28 protein-coding genes are annotated in these 15,300 nt (G+C 66.6%); 14 read left to right on the top strand and 14 right to left on the bottom strand.

Annotated features, from left to right (window positions below):
• Nucleotides 1-74: 74 nt before the first annotated feature.
• From RBB42_RS13680 to RBB42_RS13650, 7 genes are all read right to left on the bottom strand, one after another.
• Nucleotides 75-707: a hypothetical protein gene (locus tag RBB42_RS13680; RefSeq protein WP_305972636.1), complete on the bottom strand. Its 633-nt coding sequence runs from the start codon at nt 705-707 to the stop codon at nt 75-77.
• Nucleotides 704-985: a hypothetical protein gene (locus RBB42_RS13675; protein WP_305972635.1), complete on the bottom strand. Its 282-nt coding sequence runs from the start codon at nt 983-985 to the stop codon at nt 704-706. The genes RBB42_RS13680 and RBB42_RS13675 overlap by 4 nt, the downstream gene beginning before the upstream one ends.
• Nucleotides 982-1,221, bottom strand: coding sequence for a hypothetical protein (locus tag RBB42_RS13670; protein ID WP_305972634.1), 240 nt, complete (start codon nt 1,219-1,221; stop codon nt 982-984). The genes RBB42_RS13675 and RBB42_RS13670 overlap by 4 nt, the downstream gene beginning before the upstream one ends.
• Nucleotides 1,218-1,454 carry a hypothetical protein gene (locus tag RBB42_RS13665; protein ID WP_305972633.1) on the bottom strand — a complete coding sequence of 79 codons (237 nt, stop codon included), beginning with the start codon at nt 1,452-1,454 and terminating at the stop codon, nt 1,218-1,220. Before RBB42_RS13665 ends, RBB42_RS13670 begins: the two co-directional genes overlap by 4 nt.
• On the bottom strand, nt 1,451-2,152 hold the full coding sequence (locus RBB42_RS13660) for a sigma factor-like helix-turn-helix DNA-binding protein (protein WP_305972632.1): 702 nt from the start codon (nt 2,150-2,152) through the stop codon (nt 1,451-1,453). Before RBB42_RS13660 ends, RBB42_RS13665 begins: the two co-directional genes overlap by 4 nt.
• 25 nt (nt 2,153-2,177) lie before the next feature.
• Nucleotides 2,178-2,462, bottom strand: coding sequence for a hypothetical protein (locus tag RBB42_RS13655; protein ID WP_305972631.1), 285 nt, complete (start codon nt 2,460-2,462; stop codon nt 2,178-2,180).
• A gap of 176 nt (nt 2,463-2,638) precedes the next feature.
• A complete protein-coding gene (locus RBB42_RS13650) occupies nt 2,639-3,070 on the bottom strand; it encodes a hypothetical protein (protein ID WP_305972630.1) in 432 nt (143 codons plus the stop codon).
• A gap of 170 nt (nt 3,071-3,240) precedes the next feature.
• On the opposite strand from RBB42_RS13650, the gene RBB42_RS13645 reads away from it, so the two are divergent.
• Nucleotides 3,241-3,495 carry a hypothetical protein gene (locus RBB42_RS13645; RefSeq protein WP_305972629.1) on the top strand — a complete coding sequence of 85 codons (255 nt, stop codon included), beginning with the start codon at nt 3,241-3,243 and terminating at the stop codon, nt 3,493-3,495.
• A gap of 1 nt (nt 3,496) precedes the next feature.
• On the opposite strand, the gene RBB42_RS13640 is transcribed toward RBB42_RS13645, so the two are convergent.
• Together RBB42_RS13640 and RBB42_RS13635 are read right to left on the bottom strand one after the other, a co-directional pair.
• Complete coding sequence (locus tag RBB42_RS13640; RefSeq protein ID WP_305972628.1) at nt 3,497-3,730, bottom strand: hypothetical protein; 234 nt, start codon at nt 3,728-3,730, stop codon at nt 3,497-3,499.
• On the bottom strand, nt 3,727-3,939 hold the full coding sequence (locus RBB42_RS13635) for a hypothetical protein (protein WP_306043471.1): 213 nt from the start codon (nt 3,937-3,939) through the stop codon (nt 3,727-3,729). The genes RBB42_RS13640 and RBB42_RS13635 overlap by 4 nt, the downstream gene beginning before the upstream one ends.
• Nucleotides 3,940-4,053: 114 nt before the next feature.
• On the opposite strand from RBB42_RS13635, the gene RBB42_RS13630 reads away from it, so the two are divergent.
• On the top strand, nt 4,054-4,626 hold the full coding sequence (locus RBB42_RS13630; RefSeq protein WP_371931826.1) for a helix-turn-helix domain-containing protein: 573 nt from the start codon (nt 4,054-4,056) through the stop codon (nt 4,624-4,626).
• Here the strand turns inward: RBB42_RS13630 and RBB42_RS13625 are convergent.
• The gene (locus RBB42_RS13625; RefSeq protein WP_305972626.1) at nt 4,598-4,993 is read right to left on the bottom strand and encodes a hypothetical protein; all 396 of its coding nucleotides are present in this window, start codon (nt 4,991-4,993) and stop codon (nt 4,598-4,600) included. The genes RBB42_RS13630 and RBB42_RS13625 overlap by 29 nt on opposite strands.
• A 223-nt stretch (nt 4,994-5,216) precedes the next feature.
• Between RBB42_RS13625 and RBB42_RS13620 the strand changes: the two genes are divergently transcribed.
• The 12 genes from RBB42_RS13620 to RBB42_RS13565 are packed head-to-tail and all read left to right on the top strand — an operon-like array spanning nt 5,217 to nt 11,259.
• Entirely contained in the window at nt 5,217-5,474 is a 258-nt protein-coding gene (locus RBB42_RS13620) for an Acb2/Tad1 domain-containing protein (protein ID WP_305972625.1), read from the top strand.
• Nucleotides 5,475-5,484: 10 nt separating this feature from the next.
• A complete protein-coding gene (locus RBB42_RS13615) occupies nt 5,485-5,790 on the top strand; it encodes a hypothetical protein (protein WP_305972624.1) in 306 nt (101 codons plus the stop codon).
• Complete coding sequence (locus RBB42_RS13610) at nt 5,790-5,972, top strand: hypothetical protein (RefSeq protein ID WP_305972623.1); 183 nt, start codon at nt 5,790-5,792, stop codon at nt 5,970-5,972. Before RBB42_RS13615 ends, RBB42_RS13610 begins: the two co-directional genes overlap by 1 nt.
• The gene (locus tag RBB42_RS13605; RefSeq protein WP_305972622.1) at nt 5,969-6,157 is read left to right on the top strand and encodes a hypothetical protein; all 189 of its coding nucleotides are present in this window, start codon (nt 5,969-5,971) and stop codon (nt 6,155-6,157) included. The genes RBB42_RS13610 and RBB42_RS13605 overlap by 4 nt, the downstream gene beginning before the upstream one ends.
• Nucleotides 6,154-7,020 carry a DHH family phosphoesterase gene (locus RBB42_RS13600; protein ID WP_305972621.1) on the top strand — a complete coding sequence of 289 codons (867 nt, stop codon included), beginning with the start codon at nt 6,154-6,156 and terminating at the stop codon, nt 7,018-7,020. Before RBB42_RS13605 ends, RBB42_RS13600 begins: the two co-directional genes overlap by 4 nt.
• Nucleotides 7,017-7,196 (top strand): hypothetical protein, encoded by a 180-nt coding sequence (locus tag RBB42_RS13595; protein ID WP_305972620.1) that lies wholly within the window; start codon nt 7,017-7,019, stop codon nt 7,194-7,196. The genes RBB42_RS13600 and RBB42_RS13595 overlap by 4 nt, the downstream gene beginning before the upstream one ends.
• Nucleotides 7,183-7,509, top strand: a complete 327-nt coding sequence (locus tag RBB42_RS13590; RefSeq protein ID WP_305972619.1) for a YfdP family phage-associated protein — start codon at nt 7,183-7,185, stop codon at nt 7,507-7,509. The genes RBB42_RS13595 and RBB42_RS13590 overlap by 14 nt, the downstream gene beginning before the upstream one ends.
• 22 nt (nt 7,510-7,531) lie before the next feature.
• On the top strand, nt 7,532-8,359 hold the full coding sequence (locus RBB42_RS13585) for a DUF2303 family protein (RefSeq protein ID WP_306043702.1): 828 nt from the start codon (nt 7,532-7,534) through the stop codon (nt 8,357-8,359).
• Nucleotides 8,360-8,417: 58 nt separating this feature from the next.
• Nucleotides 8,418-9,263, top strand: a complete 846-nt coding sequence (locus RBB42_RS13580; RefSeq protein WP_305970883.1) for a DUF6551 family protein — start codon at nt 8,418-8,420, stop codon at nt 9,261-9,263.
• Complete coding sequence (locus tag RBB42_RS13575) at nt 9,260-9,949, top strand: hypothetical protein (RefSeq protein WP_305970884.1); 690 nt, start codon at nt 9,260-9,262, stop codon at nt 9,947-9,949. The genes RBB42_RS13580 and RBB42_RS13575 overlap by 4 nt, the downstream gene beginning before the upstream one ends.
• Nucleotides 9,946-10,179, top strand: coding sequence for a helix-turn-helix domain-containing protein (locus tag RBB42_RS13570; RefSeq protein ID WP_305970885.1), 234 nt, complete (start codon nt 9,946-9,948; stop codon nt 10,177-10,179). The genes RBB42_RS13575 and RBB42_RS13570 overlap by 4 nt, the downstream gene beginning before the upstream one ends.
• Nucleotides 10,180-11,259 carry a tyrosine-type recombinase/integrase gene (locus RBB42_RS13565; protein WP_305970886.1) on the top strand — a complete coding sequence of 360 codons (1,080 nt, stop codon included), beginning with the start codon at nt 10,180-10,182 and terminating at the stop codon, nt 11,257-11,259. It begins immediately after the preceding gene.
• A 516-nt stretch (nt 11,260-11,775) separates the two neighbouring features.
• Here the strand turns inward: RBB42_RS13565 and RBB42_RS13560 are convergent.
• The 4 genes from RBB42_RS13560 to RBB42_RS13545 form a co-directional block, all read right to left on the bottom strand.
• Nucleotides 11,776-13,155, bottom strand: coding sequence for a hypothetical protein (locus RBB42_RS13560; RefSeq protein ID WP_306043417.1), 1,380 nt, complete (start codon nt 13,153-13,155; stop codon nt 11,776-11,778).
• A 111-nt stretch (nt 13,156-13,266) separates the two neighbouring features.
• Nucleotides 13,267-14,067 carry a metal ABC transporter permease gene (locus RBB42_RS13555; protein WP_305970888.1) on the bottom strand — a complete coding sequence of 267 codons (801 nt, stop codon included), beginning with the start codon at nt 14,065-14,067 and terminating at the stop codon, nt 13,267-13,269.
• Nucleotides 14,057-14,800, bottom strand: a complete 744-nt coding sequence (locus RBB42_RS13550; RefSeq protein WP_305970889.1) for a metal ABC transporter ATP-binding protein — start codon at nt 14,798-14,800, stop codon at nt 14,057-14,059. The genes RBB42_RS13555 and RBB42_RS13550 overlap by 11 nt, the downstream gene beginning before the upstream one ends.
• On the bottom strand, nt 14,797-15,276 hold the full coding sequence (locus tag RBB42_RS13545) for a transcriptional repressor (protein WP_305970890.1): 480 nt from the start codon (nt 15,274-15,276) through the stop codon (nt 14,797-14,799). Before RBB42_RS13545 ends, RBB42_RS13550 begins: the two co-directional genes overlap by 4 nt.
• Nucleotides 15,277-15,300: the final 24 nt, after the last annotated feature.

The raw sequence follows: 15,300 nt of genomic DNA, 5'->3' as shown, positions 1-15,300 counted from the left end.
TCCATTTCGTGCGGACTTGTGGCGCCATGTGGAAATCTGTGTTCTCCACAGATGGCCGGATTTTCCGTTTGTTTTCAGCGCCCCTTGTTCAGACGTCCCTCAGCCGCCGCCGCGCGCAACGCCCGTTCCACCGAATGCTGGATCTGGGGAAAGCGCCGCTGGCCGTGATGGTTGGCCGCCAGCCAGTCGTCGAGCCAGCAGACCAGCGCCCAGTCCTTGGTCATCGGCTCGCTGCACCCGCACTGGCGCAGCGTGCCCACCAGCCGCCGTCGCCGCTCCTGCACGGCCTTGTCGTCATTGGCCAGCTTGCGCGCCTCGCGCCGGTCCAGCGCGTCCTGCGCCACCTCGATCACCACCGGGTGCCCCAGGACGACCCCGCCGTCGTGGCTGTACTCGCGCCAGCCGTGCAGCGGCGTGATCTCCTGGTTCATCAACTCGTGCCACTGCCCGTCAGAGATCCGCAAGAGCCGCGCCAGCATCCGGTGATCCACCGGCAGCGACCCGATCGGGTTCTGCTTGCGCGCGTAGAAGAACAGGTTGAGCGCCGCCGCCTGCACCTCCAACGAGGCCGTCAGGTGCAGCCGCGACGACAGCCAGCGGTCGTGCCAGAACTTGGTGAAATAGTCGGTCGCGCCGGACGGGTCGCACATCTCCTGCGGATACTCCGGCATGTCCTCCACCTCGATCGGCCGCAGATGCTCTCTCACGCCGCCACCTCGCGCAACTTCAAGGCCCAGTAGGCCGCCAGCCGCCGCTGCAGCGCATCCTTGGCCTGACCATAGGCAAAGGCATCCCCGGCCAGACGCGCCGCCAGCAGGGTCTCACAGGCCTCGCGCACCGGCCCCAGCGCGTCACCCGCAGGCAGGCCCGGCAGCGCCTCGCAGGCCGAGGCCAGCGGCGACAGCAGGTGCGAATCCCAGGACATTCCGCCCCGGTTGAACCCCAGCGCCGTGGCACAGGTGACAAAACGCGCCCGGTCACTCATTCCGCATCCTCCGCCATTGCCTTCTCGAAAACCGCCACCTGCGCCGCCAGCTCGAACAGCCCGGCAGAGGTCAGCCCCTCATCGCCGCCGACCATGCCGCTCAGCAGCACCTTGTCCGGCGCGGGGCTGTCGGGCGCGGAAAAGACGCCGAACGCCCCCTGCCCGCCCTCCAGCACCAGCTTGACGCGCAGATGCGCCAGCGGCACCACGACCCGCAGAGTACCCGGCGCGCTCATGAGGCCCACCAAAGGCGCGGCATCCCGCCATCACGGTTCGCTTTCCGGCGACACCTATCCTCGGGCTGGTATTTCGGATTCAGGAACCGCGTCCGCATCCCCTGCACCTTCGAGTTCGTCAGGCCAAACCTCTTCCGCGCGACAGTTGTCCCCTCGTGCGAAATCACGTCCAGAATGTTCAGGATGCGCTCATCTTCGGCGCGGCTTTGCGCCAGAACCTTCGCCCCGCTCATGATGCCCGCACCCGATGCCAGATCCCCTCGACCGACCGGATCGGCAAGGCATGCGTCGCCGCCACCTCGGACAGGCGCCGATAGCTGCCCTTGCGCCCGATCCGGGCCACTGCCTGGACAACCTCGACACCGAACCGCGCCCGCAGGTGATCCAGCGGGTCGGGTTCTGCCTGGACGACAGGCTTGGGCGGCACCGCCGCCACCCGCGGCGCGTCCGGCACAGCCGCCACCCGCGGCGTCGCGTCCAGCGGCGGCAGGGCGCCGCGCTTGCGCAGCCGCACCTGCCAGTTGCGCACCGTCGCCACCGAAATCCCCAGCGCCTGGGCGATTTCGGATTGCGTACAGCCCGCCCGCGTCTTTGCGACAATCGCCTCCGCCCGGCGCCGGATTTCCTCGCGCCGCTTTGCGCCGAACTTGATCCCCGCCCGCGACGCGGCCGAGACGACGGCGCTTTCCGTCGCCCCGATTTCGCGCGCGACAGCGGCAGAGGTACACCCTTCCCCGGCCCGCTGGCGGATCAGGTCGATGTCCGACGTGCCCAAACGGTCCGTCGGCGTATTCGCGGCCAGCTTCATCGCCCGGCGGTTGCGCCAGACCGTGTTCACCGCCACCCCCAGCGCCTCGGCGATCTCGCGATCGCTGCGCCCGCGTGCGTGCAACAGGCGCAGCCGGTCCCTGTTCACAATGGCTTGTCCCATCAGTCCCTCCTGTTCAATCGCGGCATCACAGTGGATCCCCCTGCGGCGCGCGGTCATCGACGGCAAAGAACACCTCGCCAAAGTCGATGACGCAGGCCATGCCATCCGGCCCGACCCGCAGCGCCGTCCATTCGCCCAGTTCCGGATGCGCGTAGATTTCCACGACCGAGCCCTGCGACAGCATCACCGCCACCCGGCGCTGGCCGAACCCTTCCGCCAGGTCGCGTTTGATCCGGTCACGCGCCTCGCAGCCCTGCACCGCCTGTGCTTCCACGCCGGAGGCCAGCAACAGAAAGGCCCCGGCGGCCATGAGGAACCGCCGAGGCAAGTGCCGCGCGCAAGACAAGGCAGAAGCGCGCGGGGAAGTGACCGCAAATCCTGAAAGGCGCAGGCCGGAAGCATCCTTGGGAGGAGTCTGCACGCCCCCGGCCTGCTGACCGGCGCCATGCCCAAGCGCCGGTATTCCGTGAGTGATGGGCGGGCAGATCATGGGCATCCCGCCAGCTTGGACCGCGCCGCCGTCAGCGCCTCGATCGCCTCGTCGACCTCGACAATCGCCTGTCCCGTGTCGCGGGCATTGTCCGATTGCTGGGCGGCCAGGATGGCCGCCACGGCCTCGCCGGACTCCTTGCTGATGACACCGGCATGTTCGAACAGATGGCCCGAGGCACGGTCCCTGTCCGGGTTCAGCCGCCGGGCCATCATCCGCGTGACCGGATAGCGCCCCGCGGCATCCTCCAGCGCCCAGACATAGGCCAGGGGCCACTGCAACTGGCCGCTGAGGTACTTGGACAGGGTGCCTTTGCCGACCTGCCCGCCAAGACGGGCATTGATCGTCTCCGCAGCGGCGTCGAGGCAGCCGAACGTGCCGTCGATCAGCGCCGACATGGCAGCATTGATGGCCCGCGCGTCACTCATCCGGAAACCTCGTTTCCTGTGCAGGCCCGCACGATTCCGGCAACCTGTGGGTATGGGACAGACAGACCGACATCGTGTTGACGAAACCAAACCACGGGGCGAAGACTACGGGCGCGCCGGGATGCCCCCCGGACACGCCCAACCACATGACGCCACAAGGAAAACGTCACATGGAAAGAGACGAAGACATCGATCCAACGGTCGCCAAACTGACCGCCGAGATGCTGGGCATGAAGCTGGTCCTCTCGAAGCTGATTGCACAGGTGGCCCAGGACTACGAAGACCCGACCCGCTTTGCCACGTCGGTCACTTCCCCACTGAGGGGACTGGCGGACGCGGCTCAGCCGGACGATCCCGCCGCAACTCACATCACGAACGCCCTTTGCGATCTCGCGGACTTCCTCGAAGAGAGTGCGACAAGCTAGATCAAACATTCCGGACCCCATTACGCCTGACGCACGTTTTTTCGACACCCCGCGCCGTGTCCCGAGACCGCGCCTCTGCAACCGCAAGCGCATCCTCCCAATTCAGCCGCGCCTCGCGCCGCGCCACCTCGGTCCGGTGCCGGATCGCCCAAGCCGCAAGACAGCCCGCGCCGAACCCGGCGAGCGCGCCGACCAGAACGGCAAGGAAGAGGAAAGCAGCGAAGGAGTCGGTCATGCGGCAGTCTCCTGCTCATTGTCCGGCTCAGGGACCCAAGACTCGGCCGGAACGGCCCCGCCTGTGAGCCGATGAATACGAACGGCCAGAACCAGTCCGGGCACTTTCTTGCCGCCCAGCAGGTCACACAGGTAACCCGGGGAGATTTCGAGCCGGCGCGCCCAGGCGGCCTGGCTATCTCCGGAGTTTTTGATGAAGTCAGCGAACATCTTGCGAAACTTCTCACACAGAGAAGATCGCCCCGTCAAGGAGGGAATTCTTTGTCAGCGAATATTCTCTCCCAGCGTATTGCCCGGAGCGCCCAGCCAAAGGACAAGGCGCGCATGGGCCCAATTATCCTCAAGCAGTTGAAAACGCTGCGCATGACGCAGACAGCGCTGGCCGAAAAGGTCGGGATCAGCGCTGGCTATCTCAGCGAACTGATTTCGGGCAAGAAACAGCCCTCTATGTCGACGCTCAGCGCGATCGCCGAGGCGCTGGAAATCTCGACTGCCGAACTGCATGGCGCGCCGACACCCTCGTCGGGCTTCCACGAACCGACAGAGAGCTTTGTGTCACCCGTAAAGGAGACACCGGCGGACCTGCGCAAGGCCCTGATGGAGCAACCGGGCCATGCCTCCTACCGGGTGAACCGTGCAGCATTGCCGTTCGGGATACTGGCGGGCGACATTATCATCCTGGAACTCGGGAAAAGCGGCCAGTCCGGTGATCTGGTGATAGCGACCCGGGTTGATGACCAAGGCGCCGCCGAGACCTTCCTGGCGCGGAAGATCGCGGAAACCTTTGTTCTGCCCGATCCGCAGGACGCGCCTCTAAAGTCAAACGGCGCCGCAACTATAACCGTTATGGGCCGGGTTTCCGCCGTCTTCAGGAGTGCGTCTCCGACGTCCCGCTAAGCGCCTTTCGCGCAGCCGACATGCTGTCAAAGACCCCTCCCTCGACCCAGTAGCGACCATCGCCGATGTCGCGCAGCTCACGCCCATAGCGCACCTCGACAATCCGACCCGGCGCCTTACCGCCACCAGGCGCGGGGACGGCCCTGCGCTCTGCATCGACGGTTTCCGCGATAAAGGCGACCGCGCGCGCGACGTGCGCCACCAACGCCAACATCAGACCACCCACCAACGACGGAACGGCCGCCATGATGCCCGGCAACGGCTCGCGCTCGCCCAGGTTCAGCGCGATCAACACGCCGCCACCGGCGACCGTCAGCCATCCAGCAAGCTCGATCAATGCGGACAATTTCCGCAACCCCTCAAACATGAGACCCTCCTGAAAATCACATGGACGACGGTAGCGAGGCACCTGTCACCGCTCAACGATTCGCCCCAAGCTCGCGCGATATTCTCTTGCGGCGAACATTTCTCTTGACGCGAATATTCGCTGTCAGCTAACTCTGCCCCATCCCATCCCGGTCACATCCCCCGTGATGCACCCGCCGGGACACCCCGCGCGCTTCACGGCGCGCCCTTGGATGGAGGCCCACATGGCAGAAACAGTTTCCAGCACCGGCGACGACCGCACGGCGAACAACGCAGTCCGGCACCAGTACCGCAAGCTCGCTGAGGCCGAGAAAGCGCAGATGCAGCGCATCAAGGACATGGGCGCGGCGCTCATCACCGAATTGCATGTGATCGGCGGCACCGATCCCACCCTAGACCGCTTCGCCTCCCGCGACCTGTCGCTGGCAAACACGCACATCGAGGACGCCGTTATGCGCGCCGTCCGCCACATCACGCAGTGAGGCAGCCCACATGCAACGCATCCCCCGCGACTTCACCGCCGACCTGATCGTGCCGCCCTCGGGCAAGGTCCACCGCATCACCGCCATCGACGCATGGCTGCGGCTGAAAGCCCGCCAACAGCTCGAAGACGGCACCAGCGCTGCAATCCCTCCCACGCGCCTGTCGCGCCTTATGCGTCTCGACGCCCCCGCCAACGAGATCGACGCCGCCCGCATCCACGCGCTGCCCGCCACATGGCACGCCATCGCGACGCTGGACGACCGCGCAACCTCGCGCGAGATCGCGGAACACACCTACGGCCCGGGGATCGCGTGATGGGCACGATCTTCTCCCTCGTCGCCGCCACCGTCCTGATCGCCACGCTGGTCATCACCTGGCGCATCCTGGCCGATTGGCCCGCCCTGTCGGCCCCCGAACGTTGGGCGGGCGGGATCTTCAACGGCGCGCTCTGGACGATCTGCCTGCTGCTGATTGCCGCCGCGAGGGCCCTGACATGAGCGCCCTCACCCGGCAGGACGCCGACCCGCTCTGGTACGCCCGCGCCGTCCTGGCCGACATCGCCGCCCAGGACACGGCCACCGTGATCGAGGCCTGCCGCCAGGTCGAGCGGCACAGCACCGACCCGCAGGAACGCAACGACGCCCGCGCCCTGCGCGACCGGCTGGAAGGAGAGACGGTTTGACCCGCACGATCTGCATCTACCACGCCAACTGTGCCGACGGCTTCACAGCCGCCTGGGTTGTCCGCGAGTCCCTCGGAGACTCCGTCGACTATATCCCGGCGGGCTATGGCAGCGAACCGCCCGACGTCGCCGGTGCCGACGTGATCATCGTCGATTTCAGCTACAAGCGCCCAGTGCTGGAGAGCATGGCGAAAACCGCACGGTCCATCCTGATCCTCGACCACCACAAGACGGCGCAGGCGGACCTTGCGGGCCTGCCCTGCCCAACCGGTGCCTGGCATCACCAACGTACAGTCACGGGCCAACCTGTCGCCCTCTTCGACATGGGCCGCAGCGGCGCGCAGATGGCCTGGGACTATTTTCATGCCGCGACCCGCCCGGCCCTAGTCGACTACGTTGCCGACCGTGACCTCTGGCAGTGGCGACTTGAACACTCGCAAGAGATAAGCGCAGTGATCGCCTCCTACGACATGACGTTTGACCGCTGGGATGACCTGGCGGCGGAAATGCAGGCGGACTATGACCGCGGCCTTATGGCTGACGAAGGCGCCGCGATCCTGCGCGCCCGCAACAAGATGGTGCAGGGCATCATCGACAGCACGACCCGCAGCATGACGATCGGCGGTCACACCGTTCCGGTAGCCAACGGACCATATGCGCTCGCCTCTGAGGTCGCGGGCACATTGGCCGAGGGCCACCCCTTTGCCGCAAGCTATGTCGACACGCCGAAAGGCCGCGCCTTTTCCCTGCGCGCCCGCAACAATGGCGAGGACGTGGCCGAGATCGCGGCCCGGTACGGCGGCGGCGGGCACCGCAAGGCCGCGGGATTCCTCGCACCGCACGGCTGGGAGGGAGAAACATGACCCCCGCCGAGGCCCGCACAATCCTTGCCGCCCCCGCGGACCACGACGACGCCAAGATCCGCGACGCCGCCCGCCTGTTGATCGAGGCGGGCGGCCCCGAGGACATCCAGAAAGCCCGCAGGTTCGTCAGCTTCGGCCTGCGCCACACAGGAAAGGAAACCCATGCCACGCGATGAACTGAACTTTCTCGAATTCCTCCAGACCTTCCGGCGGGGCGAGCTGCTGCGCGAGGCGGACGCCCGCCTGGCCGAGGTGCTGGAGGCAATCCAGGAGACCGGAAACAGCGGCGAGATCACACTGAAGCTGCCGCTCAAAGTGAACAAGGCCGGGCAGATCGAATGCGTCCCGCAGGTCACCGCCAAGAAGCCGCGCCGCGAACTGGGCGCCGGAATCTACTTCCTCAGCGACGACGCGCGCCTGTCGCGCCGCGATCCCAACCAGGGCGACTGGCTGGACGAGGTCGAAAGCCGCCGCGACGCGGCAGAGTAACCCCAACCCGAAAGGACCTGACATGACCGACACCACACAAACCGACCCGCGCGCCGCGCTGGACGTCACCCTGACCGCCGCCCGGCTGGCCGACCCGGTGATCGCGGGCGAGAACGGCAAACGCTTTACCTTTGGCCCGACCGACTTCAAGCTGACCGAGATCCCGGACCCGCATGCCCTGCCGCCGCACATCATGGCGCAGCCTGTCGTGGACGATGCGCGGTCGCTGATCACCTACGCCAACCGCTTCAGCAACCCTGCGTCGGTCCTGATCGCGGACATCGACAGCCTGCGGGTTATGGCCTGCTTGGACTACCACGCCAGCAACCAGGACGAGGTGGAGCCGCTTGAACCCGGGGCGCGCAAGCACACCGCCACCCTGCAGCTGCGGGAAAGCGAAGAGTTCAAACGCTGGAACGAAATCCAGGGCGAGTTGATCGACCAGATGGCTTTTGCCGAGTTCCTGGACGAGAACGCCAACGACATCATCGCCCCGGAACCCACCGTCATGATCGAGATCGCGCGCGACCTCGAAGCGACACAGGGCGTCAATTTCAAGTCCTCGACCCGGCTGCAGACCGGCGAACGGTCCATCGTCTATGAGACCGAGACCCACACCAAGGGCGAGATGAAGGTGCCGACACAGTTCACCCTGCAAATCCCGCTTTTCGCGGGCGAGGCGCCTGTCGACATCACCGCCAGCTTCCGGTTCCGCCCCTCCGCCGGCGGCCTGAAACTCGGCTTCGTCTGGCGCCGCGTCGAATACCGTCGCCAGGCAGAATTCCAGCAGGTGGCAACACGCATCGCCGAAGGCAGCGGTCTGCCGGTGGTCTTTGGCCGGCCCTCCTGACCCTGATCTAACGCCTTGGCCAACTTTGGCCAGGGCGCCGCCTTCGGAGGCCGATGTTATGACCGACATTCTGACCGAAACCGCAGACCGGGCCCGCGCGGGCGCAAAATCGCTGCCCAGCCCGCCCCCGCCGCAGGACATGGTCGAGATGACCTTTCTGCCCACTGCCGACCTGCAGATCCACCCGGCCTACCAGCGCAAGATCAGCCGCGTCGGCATGAAGCGCATCACGCAGATCATCACCGGCTTCACCTGGGCCCGGTTCGGCGCGCTCTGTGTGGCCCGGGACGATGACGGCACTCTCTGGGTGGTCGACGGCCAGCACCGCATGATCGCGGCCCGCGCCCTGCAGCTGACCGCCGTGCCCTGCGTGATCTCGACCGCCACGCTGCAGAAACAGGCCGGCGACTTCGAAGGGATCAACACCACGCGCACCACCGTCGCCTCGATCGACAGGTTTCGCGCCCGCGTGGTCCAGGGTGACGAGGTCGCAGTCAAGGTGCACCAGATGCTCGAGACGCTGGGCATCAGCACGGATGTCGCTGCGGGATGCAGCCTCAGACCGACCGAGACCCGCGCCACGGCCAAACTGGAAAAACTGATCCGAAAGGCCGGTGAAGGCACGGTATTTACCGCGCTGGAAACCCTGATCGAGGCCCAGCCGGAACAAACCAACCTGCTGACAGCGTTCAACATCGAGGCGACGGTCATGTGCGTGGCCCGCATGCTGGAAGCCGGGCGCCCCTTGGAGCGCCTGGACGCCGTCCTGCGCGACACGGATTTCGAGACGATCAAGGAAGAGGCCAGCCAGTCGCAAAAGCTGAACGGCGGCACGGTGGCAGGCCACGGTACAGACCGGCTGCTGGTACGGGTCAACAAGGGCCTGCGGGAGAAGGTGGCATGACCCGCCCCCTCCGCGTCCTCATAGGCTGCGAGACCTCTGGCATCGCCCGGCGCGCCTTTGCCGCGCGCGGGCATGACGTCTGGTCCTGCGACATCGAACCGGCCGAGGACGGCAGCAACCGGCACATCCGCTGCGACATCAGAGACGGCATCCTGTCCGAGGGCTGGGATCTGCTGGCGGTCATGCACCCGCCCTGCACCCGGCTCTGCCGCTCTGGCCGCCGGTGGATGAGCGGCGCGGGGAAATGGACCCCGCCAAAACGCCTGCCGCAGGGCCGCAGCTGGGCCGACATGCGCGCCGAGTTTGAAACCGGCGTCGAGATCTTTACCGCCTGCTGGGCCGCGCCGATCCCGCGCGTGGCGATCGAGAACCCGGAGATGAACGACCTGGCGCGCGACCGGATGCCCGCAGACCTGCCCACGCCGCAGATGGTGCAACCGTTCTGGTTCGGTGAACCCGCCTACAAATCCACCGGCTGGTATTTGCGCGGCCTTCCCGAACTGGTCGAGACCGACCGCCTGCCAGAGCCGGAACGCGGCACCGACGAATGGAAGGCATGGAACAGGGTTCACCGCATGCCACCCGGCACCGAGCGCGCCCGCCTCCGCAGCCGATCCTTCCCCGGCATGATGGCCGCCGCAGCAGATCAATGGGGCGGCTATTCCCAGAAACAGGCTGCATCATGACCTACCATTTCCCCCCAAGGCTGATGCAGGCCAAGGCGGCGGCGCACTACCTGGGCGTCTCGCTCAGCAAGCTGCGCCAGCTCGACCTGCCCTGCAAGCGCGACGGGGGGAACGTACTCTATGATCGGCGCGATCTTGACGCCTGGGCCGATGGCTTGCCCTATTACGGGCAGGCGCCGCTTCAAGCGGTCCCGGCAACGGCAAAACCGAAACAATGGCGGACAGGATAGATGCGCGTCAGACTTCCCGGCCTCCTGCGCGAGACACACCGGAATGGCTCACTGCGGTGGCGGGTCCGGGTCGAGGGTGACGCGTCGCGCCGGATCGCCCTGCCTGTCGGGCCGGATCACGCCGACTTCCTAGACCACTACTATGCCGCGCGCGCCGGCCAGATCTATCAGCCCGACACGCCTGTTGCGGTGGAACGGTCACTGGACTGGCTCTGCACCCGATACCTCGATTACCTGCGCAAGATGGTGGCGGCCGGCCAGATGTCGCCAGACACGCTCCGCCAGCGCCGGAGTGTCCTGACACGGCTCTGCGACCACGCGGAGACGCCCGGAGACCGCTACGGCGACTATGACATGGACGCCCCGCCCGCCGCCTTCGTCGCGATCCGGGACGTCTGGGCAGACCGGCCCGGTGCCGCGGACAACCTGATCAAGACCGTCCGCGCCGTCTATCAATGGGCGATCGAGCGCGGAGAGATTGGACACAACCCCGCTGCCGGAATCGCGGCCATCAACCGCCGTCCGGCTGGCGGCGCGACACCCTGGACGGCAGAGGATCTGCGCAAGTTCAAGGACCGCCACGCGAAGGGCAGCACCCCGCACCTATGGCTGACCCTGCAGGCTTTTACGGCCTGCCGGATCGGGGATGCAATCTGGCTGGGGCGGGGAAATGAGCGGATCCGGGACGGCCATATCTTCCTGGAATGGCAACCGCGCAAGCGTGGTTCCGCCTTCGTCAGCATCCCGATGGCCAGCCCGCTCTTCGAGGTGACCCGCGCCGTGACCGTTTTGGGGCCCGCCTACATCCTCGGAAAACGAGGGCGTCCGTTCACCAGCGCGGAAAGCCTGCGCAACCAGGTCCGCCGCTGGTGCGACGACGCGGGCCTGCCCGACAAGTCATCTCACGGTATCCGCAAGGCCGTCGCCGAGTTGATGGCCGAGTCGGGATGCACTCAACATCAGATCATGGCGGTCATGTCGCACACCCAGGCGAAGACCTCCGAGGTCTACACGAAGGGCGTCCAGCGCCGGATTCTGGCCGCTGATGGCGTTGCTGCGCTGGAGGCTCTGGACTGGTAATGTGTCCCGCATGGCATTTTTGCGGGACAGGTGAGCCATAAAATAAACGCGCAATCGGTCATTCTGCGATTCCAAGGTCGCCCACCATCTTCCTTCACATTTCGAGTGTTGGCTGATGGTGACCCGCGCACACGATGGCCATCGAGGCGGCTCTTTCACGAATGCCGCGTCCACCGTTTGACCTCATCCGGCATGGCAACGGTCTATGGGACACTGCCAATGCGCGGGCGGTCAGCGTGGTCATTCAGACGTGCAACACCAGTTTGGCGCTTCACGACTTAACAATGCGACGATCGCGATGGTCCCAAATGAACGCATGTGCTGCTTGTGTGGCGCCAACCCCCTCCGAACAGGGAGCCCAGGTGAACAGCGCAACTGCCTATGCAGCCGCCGCGCGAAACCTCGGGGCGGAAATCGGCAGACGCGCCAAGACGTTAACGGGCCTTTCCGCGAACAATGCCATGCGAGTCGAACACCCTGCAAAGGACAATCCGAAGGCCCAGTCTTGCCTGCAATTCACCCGATGACAAAGGCGTAAATCACCACCCAGGCAGACAAGAGCGCGCCGACGATGACGACAAAGGCCCCGTTCCAACGGACCCCGACGTGCAAGGCGCTGACACCGGCAAAGGACCCGATCAACAGGGTGGTCGCCGTGAAGGGCGAGCAGATCCCGCTGATGGCCCAGCCCGCCGCAATGGCCGCCACCAAGGCCGACGGACTGACCCCCAGCACCTCGGGTGCCGGGATGATCGACGCAAAGAGCGTCACCGCAAGAATCGGATTCATGCCCAGTTGGCCCAGGAACGGCACCAGCCAGACCAGCAGCACCAGAACCGCCCAGGTCGGCAGCGCGGCCAAGTCGATGCCCGCCCCGGCCACCACCGGGCCCAGCAGTGGGCCACCCACGGTCCCGATATAGCCCGCCATCATCAACAGGGTGACCTCGCCCCGGGTGCCGGGCAGTTCCTGCGTGACGTAGCGCACCAGCCGGTCACGCATCCCGTAGTCCAGCGCGCCGCCCCGATGCTGGACCAGCGCCCAGCCCAGCGACAGGACGGGCACCACCAGCATCACGATCCCCACGATCCGGAAACCGGTCTGTGTGTGCAGCACGGAAACCGTCACCCCCAGCAGGACCAGAAGCAGCAAAAGCGGCCGCATCAGCGCCCAGGAGCCCTCGACCGGCCCGCGTGGCGGCGGCGGAACCGACAGTTTCGGCTTGAAGATCCGGTCCAGCGCCCAGCCCGCCACGATGATGATCCCCGCGCTGACGAACCCGGCGGGCGCCGATGCCGCCCAGCGGGCGCCGGGAATCAATGCATTGGTGATCGCCATGGAAAACCCCAGCGGCGACCAGGGCAGCGACGAGATGAAACCACGCTGGATCGCCAGCAGCATACGCCGCGTGCGATGGCTCCGGATCTCGGCATTGGGCTCCTGCGCGGCGCTGGTTGTCGCCAGGTTTCCCAGCAGCGAGATCGCCCCGTAGTTCAGCAACAGGGCGAACATGTGGCTGCCCACTGTCAGCGCGGCATAGCGGCGCCCGGGCGGCTGCTCGGCCAGGAACATCCCCGCGGCGCGGATGGACGGAGAGCTTTCGGCCACATTGCGCAGCGTGGTCAGCGCGGCGAAAAAGGCGGCAATGAAGCCGGCAGAGCCCAAGGCGCGCAGCACGGTTGTCTGCCAATCGGGCAGAATCGCCACCGCCACGCCGGTCAGCACCAGGGCCGCAAGAACAAAGGCCTGCCGTGACCGCCTAACCCTGATTGCCAGCAGGGCCACCAGCGCCGTCACCAGGAAAGGGATCAGGACAAATGCGCCGTGCAGGTCCCATTCGTCCAGTGTGACCACGATCGCGACCAGTACCAGCAATACGCCGGTGGCCGCATCCACCTTTTCTGTCCGCCGCGCAGAAATCGCCGCTCTCCCGGTTGTCACTTCGCTCGGGTCTGTCCTACCCGCTGCGTCAACAAGGGGACAGTCGCAATCCGGTCCGCCGCGGGATCAGCCATTGCGCCCGCCGACCAGATGCCCGCCAAGGGCGCTTATGCCAAAGGTGACGGCGGCGACGCAGACGATGCTTGGCCCCGCAGGCGTGTCAAAGCTCCACGCAGCCCAGAGCCCGCCCAGCGCGGCGATCACGCCCACCGAGGCCGCGCCCGCCAGCATCCCTTCGGGCGTGCGGGACAGCGGACGCGCCGCCGCCGCCGGAATGATCAGCAGGGCCGCAATCAGCAGCGCGCCAACCACCTTCAACGCGACCGCCACGACCAAAGCCAGCGCCAGCATCAGGGTCACGCGTTCGCGTTCCGGTTTAACACCGGAGGCGGCCGCCAGATCGGGCGAGAGGGTGGACAACAGCAAGGCCTGCCAGCGCCAGCCGATCAACGCCGCAACCGCAGCGCCCCCGCCCCAGATCACCGCCAAGTCCATCTTGCTGACCGCCAGGATATCTCCGAACAGATAGGCCTCGAGGTTCAGGCGCGGGCCTGACAGGAGACTGGACGCCACCAGCCCGGTCGCCAGGGCCGCATGGGCGGCGACGCCCAGGACCATGTCGGCGGCATAGCCGCGCCCGGTCAGGCGCGCGACGCCAAAGGCGACCAACAATGCCACCACCAGCGTCCCGGCGAAGACAGGCACCGACAGCGCCAGCGCCAGCGCCACGCCCAGGATCGCCGCGTGCGAGGTCGCGTCGCCGAAATAGGCCATGCGCCGCCAGACCACGAAGACCCCCAGCGGGGCCGCCGCCAGCGCCGCCCCCACCGCCGCCAGCACCGCACGGACAAGGAAATCATCCAGCATCGCAGGTCTCTCCCGGCGCGTGATCGTGACGGTGCGTGTGTTCGTGCCGATAAAGCGCCAGCGCCCCCTGCGTTCCGGTTCCGAACAGGGCGCGGTATTCCTCGGCCTGGGCCACGACCTCGGGGTGACCTTCACAGCAGACATGACCGTTGAGGCAGATCACCCGGTCGCTCGCGCTCATGACAACGTGCAACTCATGGCTGACCATCAGGACGGCACAGCCCATGCGGTCGCGCAACGCCTCGATCTGGCGATAGAAACTGGCCTGTCCCGGCTGGTCCAGACCGGTTGTCGGTTCGTCCAGGATCAGGATCTGCGGATCGTTCAGCAGCGCCCGCGCCAGCAGGACCCGCTGGAACTGCCCCCCCGACAGGTCCGACATCTGCCGGTCGGCCAGGTCGCCTGCCCCGGCCTCGTCCAGCACCTTGGAACAGTCGGCCGCGCTGACCCGCTTCGGCAGGTTCAGGAACCGGGCCACCGTCATGGGCATCGACCCGTCCAACCGCAGCCCCTGCGGCACATAGCCCAATCGCAGCGCAGGCTGGCGCGTCACCTTCCCGCGCGACGGTTTCAGCGCACCGATCAGCGCCCGCAGCAGCGTCGACTTGCCCGAACCGTTCGGCCCTACCACGGTGACGATCTCTGCTGGCGCGATCGAGAAATCCACGTCGCGCAGGACCTCGCGCGTGCCGTGCCGCAGGGTCAGACCTTGCGCCTCGATCAATCCGCTCACGCGCCGGCCTCCACGCAGGCGGGACACAGGCCCTCTGCCTCGATCGCCACGCGTTCGACCTTGAATCCCAGTTCCCCGGCGGCGGACCGCAGCGCATCAGAGGCCCGCCGTCCCGGGGTTTCGGCCACTGCCGAACAGGCGCGGCAGATCAGGAAACAGGGCGCGTGCCGTTCCCCCGGCGCCGTGCAGGCGACAAAGGCGTTCAACCGCTCGATCCGGTGGGCGAAACCGTTGGCCACAAGGAAATCCAGCGCCCGGTAGGCCACCGGCGGCTGCGAGCCCAGCCCTTCCTTGCGGAGCACGTCCAGCACGTCATAGGCACCCATCGCCCGATGCTCGTCTAGCAGGATCTCCAGCACCCGACGGCGCACCGGCGTGAACTGCAGCCCCTGCGCCTTGCAGGCCTCTTCGACCGTGCGCAGCGACGTGGCAATGCAATGGTGGTGGTCGTGATGTTCGAACCCCTTGGTTTCCATGTCGCGACTCTCCTTCGGGTTTGG

Source organism: Mameliella sp. MMSF_3455 (assembly GCF_030733205.1).
In the GTDB taxonomy this organism is placed as follows: domain Bacteria; phylum Pseudomonadota; class Alphaproteobacteria; order Rhodobacterales; family Rhodobacteraceae; genus Antarctobacter.
This window is presented reverse-complemented; position numbering and strand designations above follow the sequence as displayed.